We start from the raw sequence: 13,192 nt of genomic DNA on the forward strand, positions 1-13,192 counted from the left end.
GCCCCCACCGCCCCCGCCGCCGCCCCCGCCTCCTCCGACAACCCCGCCCCCCAGCCCGACACCGACGCCGACGCCCACCCCCACGCCCACTCCCACTCCCACTCCGCCCCCTCCTCCGACGCCCGCACCGAGCCCCTCGCCCACCCCGCCCGCCGCGGCCGTACCGCCGCCGCCCAGCCCGCCGGCACCGAGTCCCACGCCCTCACCTCGTCCGACACCCACGCCGTCGGCGTCGCCATCACCGAAAGCGTCGCCGAGCATCACACCGCAGCCCCCGGCCAAGCCGGTGGCCGTGCAGTGGCCGGTACGCCCGCCCAAGCCGTCCGGACCGCCGGTCCGGCACCGGCAGGCGCTGACCATCACGATGCTGCTCACCACCGTGCCGGCCCTGCTCGCCGTGGCGGTGCTGCGGCCCGGATCCCGCACGTATCGCAGGAACAACTAGCTGAACCAGTCCACAGCAAGGGGGATTTCGCTATGTCGCAGTGGGTGGCACTGCTCATCGCCATGATCGCGGTCGGCGTCGTGGTGGTCAGTGTGGTCGTGCTCAGGCAGCGCAGGATCGCTGCGGACGACGACCCGTCGGAGACACCGGACGTCATCGAGTACATGGTCATGATGATCGGCGTGGTCTACGCGATCGTCATCGGCCTGGCCATCGCCGGGGTCTGGGAGGGCCGCGGCTCCGCTCAGGCCGACGTACAGGCCGAGGCGCAGGCGCTGCACGAGGTGAAGGCCCGGGTGCAGGTCTATCCGCCGCAAGTACGGGACAAGGTACGCGCGGACGTGGACACCTACGCCCTGTTCGTCACCGACCACGAATGGCGCTACATGAAGAACCACGGGCAACTGTCGCCGGAGGGCGACCAGTTGCTCAACCAGGTCCGCACCGACGTCACACAGTTCGACCCGAAGAGCGATCTGGCCGCGCAGGCCTACCAGCCGGTGGTGGACGAGGTGGCGGCCGCCGATCAGGCCCGGCAGGCGCGCGGGCAGAGCGCCGGGGCGACCATGCCGGGCATGGTCTGGTTCGGCCTGATCGCCGGCGCGCTGGTGACCGTCGGGCTCATCTTCACCCTGCAGATCCGGCGGTCGCCACGGGAGTTGCTGCTGGCCGGGTTGTTCAGCGCGCTCATCGCCTTCCTGCTCTTCCTCATCTGGGATCTGGACTCGCCCTTCGGCAGCGGACTGGCGGTGTCGGTCACGGTCATCCGGAGTCTGGTGCTCGGCTCCTGACGCGGCTCGGCTGCTGAGTCGTGCGTCGCCCGAGGAGGTGACAGCGAGGAGGTGACAGCGAGGAGGTGACAGCGAGGAGGTGACAGCGAGGAGGTGACAGCGAGGAGGTGACAGCGAGGAGGTGACAGCGAGGAGGTGACAGCGAGGAGGTGACAGCGAGGAGGTGACAGCAATGAAGAGCGGCTCCCCTGCCCGGCCTGGCAGGGGAGCCGCTCTTCACGGATCCATCAGCGGCGGCGGCTCGGCGCGCCGGCCACGGGGCGGCTCAGCGCCAGTTGGAGACGTTCACGTTCTCCAGCACACCCAGCGCGTCCGGCACCAGGACGGCGGCCGAGAAGTAGGTGCTCACCAGGTAGCTGATGACGGCCTTCTCGTCGATGCCCATGAAGCGGACGTTCAGCCCCGGCTCGTACTCGTCCGGGATACCGGTCTGGTTGAGACCGATGACGCCCTGGTTGTCCTCGCCGGTACGGATGGCGATGATCGAGCTGGTGCGGGCGGTGCTGATCGGGATCTTGTTGCAGCTCAGGATCGGGACGCCGCGCCAGGCCGGAACGGTGGAGCCCAGCACCTCCACCGGGTCCGGGTAGATGCCGCGCCGGGTGCATTCACGGCCGAAGGCGGCGATGGCCCGCGGGTGGGCCAGCAGGTAGCGGGTGCCCCGGCGGCGGCTGATCAGCTCGTCAAGGTCGTCCGGCAGCGGCGGGCCGGCGTGCGGCTGGATGCGCTGGTCGTAATCCGCGTTGTTGAGCAGCCCGAACTCGGGGTTGTTGATGAGTTCGTTCTCCTGGCGCTCCCGCAGCGCCTCGACGGTGAGCTTGAGTTGCTGCTCGGTCTGATTCATCGGTTCGTTGTAGAGATCGGCCACCCGGCTGTGGATGCGCAGCACGGTCTGGGCGACCTGGAGTTCGTATTCGCGGGGCTTGACCTCGTAGTCGACATACGTGGCCGGAAGCGCGGCCTCGCCGTGGTGGCCGGAGGCCAGCTCGATGTCGGCCTCGCCCCGCTTGTTGGCGCGCTGCCGGGGGATGGCCCGGAACGCCTCCAGGTGGCCGCGCAGCGATTCGGACTGGCCCAGCAGCGGCTCCAGATCCTGCCGGGACAGGGCGAGCACGGTGGTGGCCGCGCCGGCCTTGGCGGTGTACTCCCAGGTGCCCTCGCCGCTCAGCAGCGCCTGCTCGCCGAAGTGGTCGCCGTCGGCCAGGACTCCTAGGCGGGTCTGCTCGCCGTAGGAGCCCTCGCCGAGCTTTTCCACCTTGCCGTGGGCGATGAGGAACACGGTGTCGGCCGGCTGTCCGGCCTCGGCGAGCACGTCACCCGGTTCGTACTGCCGCTGGACGAACTTGTCCGCCAGGGCGCTCAGCCCGGCCTCGTCCTGGAAGGAACGCAGCGCCGCGATCTCACCGAGCTCGTGCGGGATCACCCGGACCTCGGACCCGGTCTTCACGAAGGTGACCCGGCCGTCGCCGACCGAATAGCTCAGCCGGCGGTTCACCCGGTAGGTACCCGCGTTGACCTGGACCCATGGCAGTACGCGCAGCAGCCAGCGGGACGAGATGCCCTGCATCTGCGGAGCGGACTTCGTGGTGGTCGCCAGATTGCGAGCGGCGGCCGTGTCGAGACTCGTGCGCGGCTGTCCGTTCTGCGGGGTGTCTTGAGCGGTGTCCTGGCCCGCATCAACCGACATGGGCTGTCCTTCCCGTAAGTGGGTGATTCGGGCCCATTCTTTCGATGACGCTGAGTGCTGCCTATTGCCGAAACGAGTGAGAATACTTTCCGAAATACGGGTAAGTGGCGGCTTCTCCGGCCGAAAATCGCCGACCGTTCGAACTTTGAGTCGAACCCGTGTGCGTCGAACGGCCATTGGCGGGCAGTGGAACGTCGACGGGCGCCACCGGCGCCCGTTCGTCACCACCCGATCCGCCGCCGTGCTCCGGCGGCCTCTGTCAGGGAGAGTCACATGCTGGCTGCCGTGGGCGCCGTCATCTTCTTCATCGCTTGGCTCCTGAATGTCACCAACACCCACACCGATGCGGCGTTCACGCCCTGGAGCCTGATGGTCGCGGGGCTGTTCTTCGTGGCCCTCCACCTGGCCGGGGTCGGCACCGGCTGGTCCTACGGCACCAGAACGCGGCGCCGCGGCTGACCCGGACGGGACTCCGGACCGGAACCCGGAGGAGGACCCCGCCGACAACCCGGTGAGAACCCGGTGAGGAAGCCGGCGGGGAACTCGGCGCGAAGCCGGCGAACTCGGTGAACCCGGCGGTGCCGGGAGCACTCAGAGAGCTTCGACGACCGAGCCGCGGTCGGGCGGTGTGCCCTGGCCGGGGATCGCCAGCGGGACAGTAGGGTAAGCGGCGGCCATCGCCAGCCGCCGCTCCCGCTTGAAGACGTACGCCGCGAAGGCGCCGGCGCCGACCAGCGCGGCGAGGGACATCGCGGTACCGAGCCAACTCGCGCCGAGCCACTCGCCGCCGATCCAGCCCAGGCCCACGCTGTAGGTCGCCCAGCACACCCCGGCCAGCGCGGACCAGGGCAGGAACTCCCCGGGGCGCCGCCGCGCCGCGCCCGCGCCGAGGCTGACCACGCTGCGGCCGGCCGGCGCGAAGCGGGCAAGGACCACCAGGGCGCCGCCGCCGCCGGTCAGCACCTGACCCAGCCGTTCGTGCGCCAGGGCCAACCGCCGCGAACTCGCCAGCCGTCGGTCGAACCAGTCACCGCCCCGCCAGGCCAGCCGGTACGCCAGCAGATCGCCGACGCAGGAGGCGGTGGCCGCGCAGCCCAGCAGCGCGAAGATGTCGAGTAGCCCGTCGCGGCCGCCCGTTGATCCGGCGGTGGCCGCGCTGACCACCAGCACACCGCTGGGGAGCACGGGCACAAAGACGTCCAGCAGCACGGAGATCGCCACGAGCAGGAAGATCCAGGGCCAGTCGAACAAGGAGCCCATGCCGTGCAGCACTGCGCCTCCTCGTCCTTCGCTGTTCCTGCTCGGATCGTTCCCGGGTACCGCGATGTGGTGCTGTTGTGCTTCCGCTGTGCTTCCGAAGTGTCTGTGGCGTGCCTGTGAAGTACTGCTGGATCGGTCCTGCGCGTCGGCCGCGAAAAGCCGAACGCCCCTGGTGGGACAGGTCGGATCGGGTCGGATCCGTACCGGTGCCGGTGCCGCTTCCACGGCGGCGGATCTTCATCCGCCGTCAGCCGTACAGCGTACGCCAGTAGTGACCTTCGGTTCCGTTGAGGGCGCGTGACGTACGAGACAATCACGGCATTATTACGGCGGGAATACTTTGACGCGGACCCCGCGGCGCCCGTTCCCGCACGTCCGGGGCTGTTGTCTGAAGGGTACGTCGCCGCGGGCCCGGAGCGAGGGTCTCCGGCCGGTCCGCTTTCGGCGTCCTCTAGACTGACGCCCAGCAGAAGGGGAGTAGCTCTTCGCCGGACCGTCGACATACTGCTCGGGCCGTTCACAGCGTCCGCGTTCGCGCGGACGCCGAGCGGACCGGGCCGGCGCCCGGAGGCGGCAGGCACCGGATCAGGTGCGGGCCGCCAGCGAGACCTTCGGCCGCAGTGTTCCGACGCTGCCGTGCCGAAGCGACCCCGCGCCCCGCGGTTCCTCTCGGTACGGCTGCCCCCGACCGATCGAGGATCGCCTTCCGTGTTGAGTCTCACCGTCATCGCCGTCGTCTTCGGCGTGATCTTCCTTTCCGAACTGCCCGACAAGACCGCCCTGGCCAGCCTGGTGCTCGGTACGCGCTACCGGGCCTCGTACGTCTTCAGCGGGGTCGCCGCGGCCTTCGTGGTCCATGTGGCGCTGGCCATAGCGGCAGGCAGCCTGCTGACCCTGCTGCCGCACCGGCTGGTGCAGGGCGTGGTGGGCGTGCTGTTCCTCGGCGGCGCGGCGATGCTGCTGTTCTCGCGCGGCGAGGACGAGGAGAAGGTGCGCGCGCCCGCCGACCAGAGCTTCCTGAAGGTGGCCGGGACCGGCTTCATGCTGATCCTGGTCGCGGAGTTCGGCGACCTGACGCAGATCATGACCGCGAATCTGGCCGCCCGCTACGACGACCCGGTCTCGGTCGGCCTCGGCGCGGTGCTGGGGCTGTGGGCGGTGGCGGCGCTGGGTGTCTTCGGCGGGCGGCTGCTGATGAAGCGGGTGCCGCTCGGGCTGATCACGAAGGTGGCGGCCGCCGTGATGGTGGTGCTGGCCGCGTTCAGCCTCTACGAGGCGGTCGCGGGCTGAGGCGGCCCGCAGGCCGTCAGGCTGCCGGGCCGGCCGTGGCAGACGCGTCCGCGGTGACGAGGAGGCCGCCCGCCGGGGCGGCTTCCACGCGGATCAGCTCCAGCGAGGCCACGTGGGCGTCGGGCCGGAGCGCGGCGGCGCGCGGGCCGACGCCCACGACGCGCATGCCGGCCGCGCGGGCGGCGGCGACACCGACCTCGGCGTCCTCGAAGACCAGGCAGTCCTCCGGAGCGAAGCCCAGCTCGGCGGCGGCCTTCAGGAAGCCCTCCGGGTCGGGCTTGCTCGCGCTGACCCGCTCGGCGGTGACGACGACGGGCGGCAGCGGCAGCGCGGCGGCGCCCATCCGGGCCCGGGCGAGGGCGTCGTTGGCGGAGGTCACCAGGGCGTGCGGCCGGCCTTCGAGGGCGGCGAGGAAGGCGGCGGCGCCGGGGACGGGTACGACGCCGTCGAGGTCGGCGGTCTCCTCGGCCAGCAGCAGGGCGTTCTCGGCGAAGTTCTCGGCCATCGGGCGGTCCGGAAGCAGGGCGGCCATGGTGGCGTGGCCCTGGCGGCCGTGCACGACCCGCAGGACGGCGGCCGGATCCAGCGCGTGCCGCTCGGCCCAGCGGCGCCAGCAGCGCTCCACCACGGCGTCGGAGTTCACCAGGGTGCCGTCCATGTCGAGCAGCAGGGCGCGGGCGGCGAACACGGACGGCATGCGGCTCCTTATGAAGCGGCCCGCGGCGCATCGCGTCGCGGGCCTGGCAACGTGGTCCCGCCCGCTGGTCAGGGAAGCGGGCGGAACCACTTTGTTTCTGTACGGTACAAAATAATGCGGCGATGCGCCAGCCCCTGTGGGGTCCGATCGCCCGGGCGAGGATCTGTTCGGCTGGGGTTCAGCGGTCGTGCGGGGCCACGTACTGCAGCAGGCCCCAGGTGAAGTGGGCGATCGTCCGGGTCGAGCTGCCCGGGACGGTCAGGGCCAGCACCGAGCGGGAGGGGGCGTCGGGCGGCAGCGGGGTCGCCGGGGGGAAGGCGTGGGCCGCGTCGTCCACCGTGCAGGACCAGGGCGTCAGGTCGTCGACGCCGCGCAGGGCGGGCGCGGGGGCGCCCGGGGCCCGGACCAGCCACTCGTTCCAGACCGCCCCGCCGCCCGGGGCGCACAGCACCTCGAAGCGCAGGTCGGGCCACAGCGGCAGGGGCCACTGCAGGGCCGTGCAGGTCAGTTCCCCGATCTGCTGCTCGCGCGTCGACTCCGGCGGGCCGAGCGCCGTACGGTACCGGCGCTCGCCGCCGGGGAACGTCCGCGAGTGCAGGCGCGCCTGCCAGCGACGGTGGGCGTCCCGCAACTCGCCGTGGCTCGCGCCCAGCGTCCGCAGCGCGTCGTCCACCAGATCCGGCTGGTGGTCCGCCATCCGGCGCAGCAGCACGAGCTGGAAGTGGGCGAGGCCGAACCGCTCAGCAGTGGACACCCGCCGATCCTAAACGCGCCCCCGCCGCCCTCCCGCCAGCCGGCCAAGCGCTTCCGGGGGGCCCGGGGCGCGGGTTGTTTGCGCCCGGTAGGGGTTGCCCTGCCGGGCGCGTGGTGGCCCGGGCCGGCGGGCCGGGGGTGCCTCCCCCCAACCCCGCCGTGGGTTGGGCGTCAAGGATCCCGCGCCCCGCGGGGTTGCCGGGTCGTCGTGGTGCGCGGGGGGTTCCCGGGGCGGGGGCAGGGCGGGGGAGGGGGGAACGGTGGGTATGCCCCGGAGGGGCTAGCGGTGGTGGTGGGGGGCGGCGGAGGTGCTGGTCAGGGACTGGGTGAGGGCGGCGCGGGTGTTCGGGCCGTAGGTGCCCAGGGGGGAGTCGCTGACGTGGTGCCAGAGCTGGAAGGTGGTGACGGCCATCTCGACGTCGCGGTCGAAGATGCCGTCGTAGCGGCCGTAGTAGACGTGGGCCGCGTGGAGGTCGCGCTGGAGGTCGGTCACCGCCTGGCCGGAGTCGCCGAGGCGGAGGGTGGCGGAGGTGTCGGACGGCTGGAGCGGCTCGCTGCGGGGGGTGTCCGGGGTCGAGGCCGGCGCCGTGGTGCTCGGCGCGGTCGGGGTCGTGTCCGTGGTCGGGGTGACCGGGGTGGCGCCCGCGGAGGCGGTGGGCTGCGGGGAGGCGCCGTCCGACGCGCCGGTCGGCGTGCTGACCGGCCTGCTCGCCGAAGGGGTCGCGCGAGGTGTCGCCGCCGTCGTCGTGGGCGTTCCGACGTGGCCCGCCGGCGGCGCCGCCGACTCACTGACCCGGGCCGCCACATGCGGCAGCTGCACATCCGGCATCGACGCGTTCAGATCGGGCAGTGCCCGGTCGGTGGCACCCTGCTCGTCCCCCATCACCTGCCCGCTGACCGCGACGGCCCCGGCCGCCAGCGCGGACGCCGCCACCGCTGCCGCCGCGACCACGATGCTGCGCCGGCGCCGCCGGTGCCGGCCCCGTACCACCACCGGTTCGAGGACCGGCGGCTCCTCGGGGGCGTACTCCACCCCCGAGTACATGGACGGGAAAAGCCCGAGGTCCGTCGTCGCGGGGCCCCCGCCGTCCTCCTCCGGCTCCACCGCCATCAGCGGCCGTACCGTCGTCTCGCCGGGCTCCCCGTCCGGCTCGGCGACGTAGGGCCTGATCCGCAACGGGTGGAAGCCCTCGGTGGCGGCCAGCGCGGCGGCTCGTTCCGCCGAGCGCTCGGCGGCCCGTATCTCGACCTCTTCCCCCGCAGGGGGAATCCGCGGCGTCCGCCGCGGCCTCCCGCATGGCGTCCCCCGCCGCCCCCTCGTCCGTACCGAGCGGCTGCCCCACTGGGTCCCCTCCCCGCCGTCGTTCGCCTGTTCGCACCAGCACCCCCAAGTCGGCCCCGAAGTCGTCCCCGAAGTCGGCCGCGGCCTCGTTCGCAAAGTCGTTCGTCAAGCCAGGGGCGATTATGCCGATACGCGGCTCGGTCGGACAGCCGCTCCCCCGAAGCGGACCGGCCGCCCGCTCAAGATCACAGCCCATAACGGCACAAACAGTGCGAATATGAAGGCTCTGGCCGTCGGGGGGACGACGGGAGGAGCCTTCATGGCCCAGGACACGGCCGCCGACGGTCCGGCGGCGGCGCCCCCGGGCGCGTACCAGGACAAGCGCGCCGTCCGCCTGGCCATCGTCGCGCTCGCCCTCGGCCTGCTGCTCGCGTCCCTCGACCAGACCATCGTGTCCACCGCTCTTCCCACCATCGTCAGCGAGCTCGGCGGTATCGACCATCTGTCCTGGGTGGTCACCGCCTACCTGCTGGCGTCCACCGCCGCCACCCCGCTGTGGGGCAAGCTCGGCGACATGTACGGCCGCAAGCGGCTGTACCAGACCGTCATCGTGCTCTTCCTGATCGGCTCCGCGCTGTGCGGGATCTCGCAGAACCTCAGCGAGTTGATCGCGTTCCGGGCGGTGCAGGGCCTGGGCGGCGGCGGACTGATCGTCCTGTCGCTGGCGATCGTCGGCGACATCGTGCCGCCCCGCGAACGAGGCCGCTACCAAGGGGTGTTCGGCGGGGTGTTCGGCGCCAGCAGTGTGCTCGGGCCGCTGCTCGGCGGGGTGTTCACCGAACAGCTCTCCTGGCGCTGGGTGTTCTACATCAACCTGCCGATCGGCGTCGTCACCCTCGTGGTGATCGCCACGGTGCTGCACATCCCGGTCCGCCGCACCACCCACCGGATCGATTACGCCGGGATGGCGGTGGTCGCCGCGGCGGCCACCTGCCTGGTGCTGGTCACCTCGCTCGGCGGCACCACCTGGGCCTGGGGCTCGGCGCAGATCATCGCCCTGGCGGTGATCGGCGTGCTCCTCGTCGCCGTCTTCGTGCTGATCGAGCGGCGGGCGCAGGAGCCGGTCCTGCCACCGCGGTTGTTCCGGGTCCGCACCTTCGTCCTGTGCTCCGCGATCTCCTTCATCGTCGGCTTCGCGATGTTCGGCACGTTGACCTTCCTGCCGACCTTCCTGCAGGTGGTGCACGGCTACTCGCCGACCCTGTCCGGCATCCACATGATCCCGATGGTGGTCGGCCTGCTGATCTCCTCCACCGTCTCCGGGCAGATCGTGAGCCGTACCGGCCACTACAAGGTCTTCCCGATCGCCGGCACCGGCATCACCGTCATCGGCCTGGTCCTGCTGCACCAGCTCGACGAGCACACCGCCACCTGGGTGATGAGCCTGTTCTTCCTGCTCTTCGGCCTGGGCCTCGGCCTGGTGATCCAGGTGCTGGTGCTCGCGGTGCAGAACGCGGTCGGCTACGAGGACCTCGGCTCGGCCACCTCCGGCACCACCTTCTTCCGCTCGATCGGCGCGTCCTTCGGCGTCTCCATCTTCGGCACCATCTTCGCCAGCCGGCTCACGGACAAACTCGGTCCCGCGCTGCGCGGGGTGCGGTTGCCGCCCGGCCTGACCCCCTCGGTGCTGCGGGCCGATCCCACGTCCATCGCCCGGCTGCCGGCCGCCGCCCGCCCGCCGGTGCTGCACGCGTACTCGACGTCGATCACCACCGTCTTCCTCTACGCGGCGCCGGTGGCGCTGGCCGGATTCATCCTGTCGCTGTTCCTCAAGGAGCAGGCGCTGCGTGCTTCGGTCACCGTGCCCGACGGGGGCGAGACGCTGGCCACCAATCCGGTCGAACGCTCCTCGCTGGACGAGATCGCCCGCTCCTTGTCGGTGCTCGGCAGCCGGGAGGCCCGGTCCGGGCTCTACCACCGCATCACCGAGATGGCCGGGATCGACATCCGCCCGGTGACCAGTTGGCTGCTGCTGCGGCTGGAGCACGTCGGCGAGATCGATCCCGCCGTGCTCGCCCGGGAAACTGTCGTGCCCTTCCCCGTCATCGCGGAAGCGGTGGTCGAGGCCGAGTCCGGCGGTTACGCCGCCCGTGCCCAGCACCCGGGCAATCCCCTGGTCCTCACCGACGCCGGCCACGCTCTCGTCGACCGGCTCACCGAGGCCCGCCGCGCCGTCCTGGCCGAGCTGCTCGGTGACTGGGACCCGGCCCGTCATGCCGAACTGGCCGCGCTCATCAAGAAGTTGAGCGACGAGCTGTGCGGCGGCGAGGCCGACCACCCCGAGCGCAGCGCCAACGGCCCACCGCGTGCGGAGAGCGGGACCTCGGCCTGAGCCGCCGCTGGACCCCCGCCCCGTATCCTCGCTGGTCGCCGCCGCTTTGAGTGGCATAACCGCTGATCACCCCGTGCGTCCCGGGCATTCGGGGTCACGGCGGGTGTTTGGGGCGCCCAGCAGCGGCAAGCCGACCGTCAAGAAAGAAGAGACGGGAGGCACGTCATGTCCGGAGCGGTAATCGCCGTCATCGTGGCGGTAGTTGTGGTGATCGCGATCGTCGCGGCGGTGGCCATGATGCGCGGTAACGGCACCAGCGGAGCAGGACTCAAGCGTCGGTTCGGCCCCGAGTACGAGCGCACGCTCGCTCAGCACGACGGCGACGAAAAGGCCACGCGCGAGGAACTCGCCGAGCGCGTCAAGCGCTACGGCGACATAGAGCGGCAGCCGGTCAGCGCCCAGCAGCGGGAGCAGTACGGGGCGCGCTGGGCCGAGATCCAGGCGCACTTCGTGGACGATCCCGGCCGGGCCCTGAACGAGGCCGACCGGCTGATCGCCGAGGTCGCCGCCGAGCGCGGCTACCCGGCGGCGAACTCGCCCGAGCACTTCGACGCGCTGTCCGTCCACCACCCGCACGAGGTCCAGGGATACCGGCAGGCCCACGCGCTGGCCGACCACGCCGGCGCCGGCGGCCGCAAGGTCACCGAGGACATGCGGCAGGCGATGGTCTCCGCGCGGGCCCTGTTCGACGACATGCTGCGGGACGCGGACAAGCCGTCGCGCACCACGGCCCCGGCCGACACGACCGTGCCGGCGACGGACCGGGACACCGACACGGACCAGGCCGCTCCGGCCGGGACCGCTCCGGCGGCCACCACGGGTCCGGTCGCGCCCACCACGGAGCCCGTCACCGGGTCGAGCACCGATCCCGCTGTCGACTCCACCACCGGCGCCACGACCGACGCGACCGACACGGCCATCGACCGGACCACCGATCCCACCACGGAACCGGTCGGCACCTCGGCCGCCGCACGGGACCGCGATGACGCCGACGCCCGGCTGGATGCCGAATCGGACGCCGACCCGGATGCCGTTGCGGGCACCGAGGGCAGTGACACGGGCGAAGAGCACCACCGTCCGCTGGCCGACCGGTTCGCCGGTCTGACCGGCGCCGGCCGGCGGGGTCGTACCACCGACGACCACAGCTGACCCGACCGCGACAGCCGCCCGGCTGCCCGCTCCCGTCGCCCGCTCAGCCGGCGACGGGGGCCGGGCCGCCCGGGGCGGGCCCTGGACGGCCACATGTACGTGACGAGCAGGTATCTGAGGAGACGAAGACCATGAACTTCAACCGCACCCGCGCCGAGGACCGGGCCGACTCGGACACGGCGGACGAGCAGTCCGCGCCGACGACGACCGACGGCAAGAAGACCACCACCGACGGCAAGCCGACCACCACCGAGCAGACCGCCTCGGCCGGCCGGAGCACCACCGGCCGCACCACCGGGCCGCAGCGCCCCGTCACCCCGCTCGGCGCACCCGGGAGTTCCACCGGCGCCACGAGCCGTGACGTCGCCGACGCCGACGCCGACGACCTGGACGACGACGCGGACACGGACACGGACGACAAGACCGGCATCCGCAGCAGCCGCACCGGCACCAGCACCAGTTCGGACACGGACACGGACGCCGACCTGGACGCGGACGCGGATGCGGACAGCGACGTCAAGGGCCTGCAGGGCACGTCGCCGGACAGCGCGACGGCCCGCACCACCGCGGACGTTTCGGGCACGGGCACCAGCACCGGCACAACCGCCGGCACCGGCAAGGACGCCGACAGCGACGCCAAGCGCCTCGACACCCCGGCCGGCACGACCGCCCGCGACCGCGACGCCGACACGAAGCGCGCCCGCACGGACACGGTCGTCCCGCCCAAGGCCACGACACCGTCGCCCGCGGCCGGCACCGCCAGTACCGCCGCTACCCGCACGAACAGCAGCGGCACCACCGCCACCGCCACATCGACTTCTGCCGCGACCCCGGCCGCGACTTCTGCCGCGACCTCCGGCACCGGCGCGACGCCGGGTGCGAGCCAGGACATCGACCAGCTCAACCGTCGTATGGAGCAGGCCGTCGGTGGCTTCGTCGATGACCCGAAGCGCGCCGTGCGCGAGGCCGACGCCGTACTGGACGAGGCGGTCCGCCGGCTGACCCGGATGGTCGAGGAGCGCCGCGACGCGCTGCGGGGCAGCTGGCACGCCGACGACAGCGGTGACAGCGACAAGACCACCGGTACCGAGACGGAGGAGCTGCGCGTGGCCCTCACCCGCTACCGGGACATGACCCGCGAGCTGCTGAACGTCAACTGACCCGGCCGCCGGGCGAAAGCCCCGCCCCACCAGGACCCGCAGGCCCCGTGCCCGCGGGTCCTGGCGTTTCCCCGCCCGGGAGGGACCCGGAGCCCGGACCGGCCCCGGGCTCAGTCACGTCGCCGTCTGCGCCCGCTCAGCAGGAAGCCGACGCCGACGCTGGCGACGAAGAAGACGGCGACGATCAGCCAGGTACTGGTGCTGGACGCGTCGTCCTTCTTGTGGTCCTTCGCCGGCGCCGAGGTCGCGGCATCAGCCTCGATCCTCGACCCGGACACGCCCGGAC

13 protein-coding genes are annotated in these 13,192 nt (G+C 72.1%); 7 read left to right on the forward strand and 6 right to left on the reverse strand.

What is annotated here, in order from left to right:
- Positions 1 to 239: hypothetical protein (locus GA0115240_RS37670; protein WP_218087438.1), on the reverse strand; the 239-nt coding region annotated here is incomplete at its 3' end.
- 53 nt (positions 240 to 292) lie between these two features.
- Between GA0115240_RS37670 and GA0115240_RS37170 the strand changes: the two genes are divergently transcribed.
- Both GA0115240_RS37170 and GA0115240_RS24290 read left to right on the forward strand, forming a co-directional pair.
- On the forward strand, positions 293 to 445 hold the full coding sequence (locus GA0115240_RS37170; RefSeq protein WP_161302413.1) for a hypothetical protein: 153 nt from the start codon (positions 293 to 295) through the stop codon (positions 443 to 445).
- A gap of 32 nt (positions 446 to 477) precedes the next feature.
- Positions 478 to 1,236 (forward strand): bestrophin-like domain, encoded by a 759-nt coding sequence (locus GA0115240_RS24290; protein WP_093739636.1) that lies wholly within the window; start codon positions 478 to 480, stop codon positions 1,234 to 1,236.
- Positions 1,237 to 1,501: 265 nt separating this feature from the next.
- Here GA0115240_RS24290 and GA0115240_RS24295 read toward each other — a convergent pair whose 3' ends face one another.
- Positions 1,502 to 2,923, reverse strand: coding sequence for a family 2B encapsulin nanocompartment shell protein (locus GA0115240_RS24295; protein WP_093739638.1), 1,422 nt, complete (start codon positions 2,921 to 2,923; stop codon positions 1,502 to 1,504).
- Between the two features lie 273 nt (positions 2,924 to 3,196).
- Between GA0115240_RS24295 and GA0115240_RS24300 the strand changes: the two genes are divergently transcribed.
- A complete protein-coding gene (locus GA0115240_RS24300) occupies positions 3,197 to 3,382 on the forward strand; it encodes a hypothetical protein (RefSeq protein WP_093739640.1) in 186 nt (61 codons plus the stop codon).
- Positions 3,383 to 3,514: 132 nt separating this feature from the next.
- Here the strand turns inward: GA0115240_RS24300 and GA0115240_RS24305 are convergent, their stop codons facing one another.
- Positions 3,515 to 4,195: a DedA family protein gene (locus GA0115240_RS24305; RefSeq protein ID WP_093739642.1), complete on the reverse strand. Its 681-nt coding sequence runs from the start codon at positions 4,193 to 4,195 to the stop codon at positions 3,515 to 3,517.
- Positions 4,196 to 4,891: 696 nt separating this feature from the next.
- Between GA0115240_RS24305 and GA0115240_RS24310 the strand changes: the two genes are divergently transcribed.
- Complete coding sequence (locus tag GA0115240_RS24310; RefSeq protein WP_093739644.1) at positions 4,892 to 5,473, forward strand: TMEM165/GDT1 family protein; 582 nt, start codon at positions 4,892 to 4,894, stop codon at positions 5,471 to 5,473.
- 16 nt (positions 5,474 to 5,489) lie between these two features.
- Here GA0115240_RS24310 and GA0115240_RS24315 read toward each other — a convergent pair whose 3' ends face one another.
- From GA0115240_RS24315 to GA0115240_RS24325, 3 genes are all read right to left on the reverse strand, one after another.
- Positions 5,490 to 6,170, reverse strand: a complete 681-nt coding sequence (locus GA0115240_RS24315; RefSeq protein WP_093739646.1) for an HAD-IA family hydrolase — start codon at positions 6,168 to 6,170, stop codon at positions 5,490 to 5,492.
- Positions 6,171 to 6,348: 178 nt separating this feature from the next.
- Positions 6,349 to 6,924, reverse strand: coding sequence for a hypothetical protein (locus GA0115240_RS24320; protein ID WP_176725160.1), 576 nt, complete (start codon positions 6,922 to 6,924; stop codon positions 6,349 to 6,351).
- Between the two features lie 279 nt (positions 6,925 to 7,203).
- Positions 7,204 to 8,100, reverse strand: a complete 897-nt coding sequence (locus tag GA0115240_RS24325) for a peptidoglycan-binding domain-containing protein (protein WP_093739648.1) — start codon at positions 8,098 to 8,100, stop codon at positions 7,204 to 7,206.
- A 424-nt stretch (positions 8,101 to 8,524) separates the two neighbouring features.
- On the opposite strand from GA0115240_RS24325, the gene GA0115240_RS24330 reads away from it, so the two are divergent.
- From GA0115240_RS24330 to GA0115240_RS24340, 3 genes are all read left to right on the forward strand, one after another.
- A complete protein-coding gene (locus GA0115240_RS24330) occupies positions 8,525 to 10,597 on the forward strand; it encodes an MFS transporter (protein WP_093739650.1) in 2,073 nt (690 codons plus the stop codon).
- Positions 10,598 to 10,762: 165 nt separating this feature from the next.
- On the forward strand, positions 10,763 to 11,746 hold the full coding sequence (locus tag GA0115240_RS24335; RefSeq protein ID WP_093739652.1) for a hypothetical protein: 984 nt from the start codon (positions 10,763 to 10,765) through the stop codon (positions 11,744 to 11,746).
- Positions 11,747 to 11,877: 131 nt separating this feature from the next.
- On the forward strand, positions 11,878 to 12,906 hold the full coding sequence (locus GA0115240_RS24340; RefSeq protein ID WP_093739654.1) for a hypothetical protein: 1,029 nt from the start codon (positions 11,878 to 11,880) through the stop codon (positions 12,904 to 12,906).
- The last annotated feature ends 286 nt before the right edge of the window (positions 12,907 to 13,192 follow it).

The sequence above is a fragment of the Streptomyces sp. DvalAA-14 genome, from assembly GCF_900091855.1.
Taxonomy (GTDB): domain Bacteria; phylum Actinomycetota; class Actinomycetes; order Streptomycetales; family Streptomycetaceae; genus Actinacidiphila.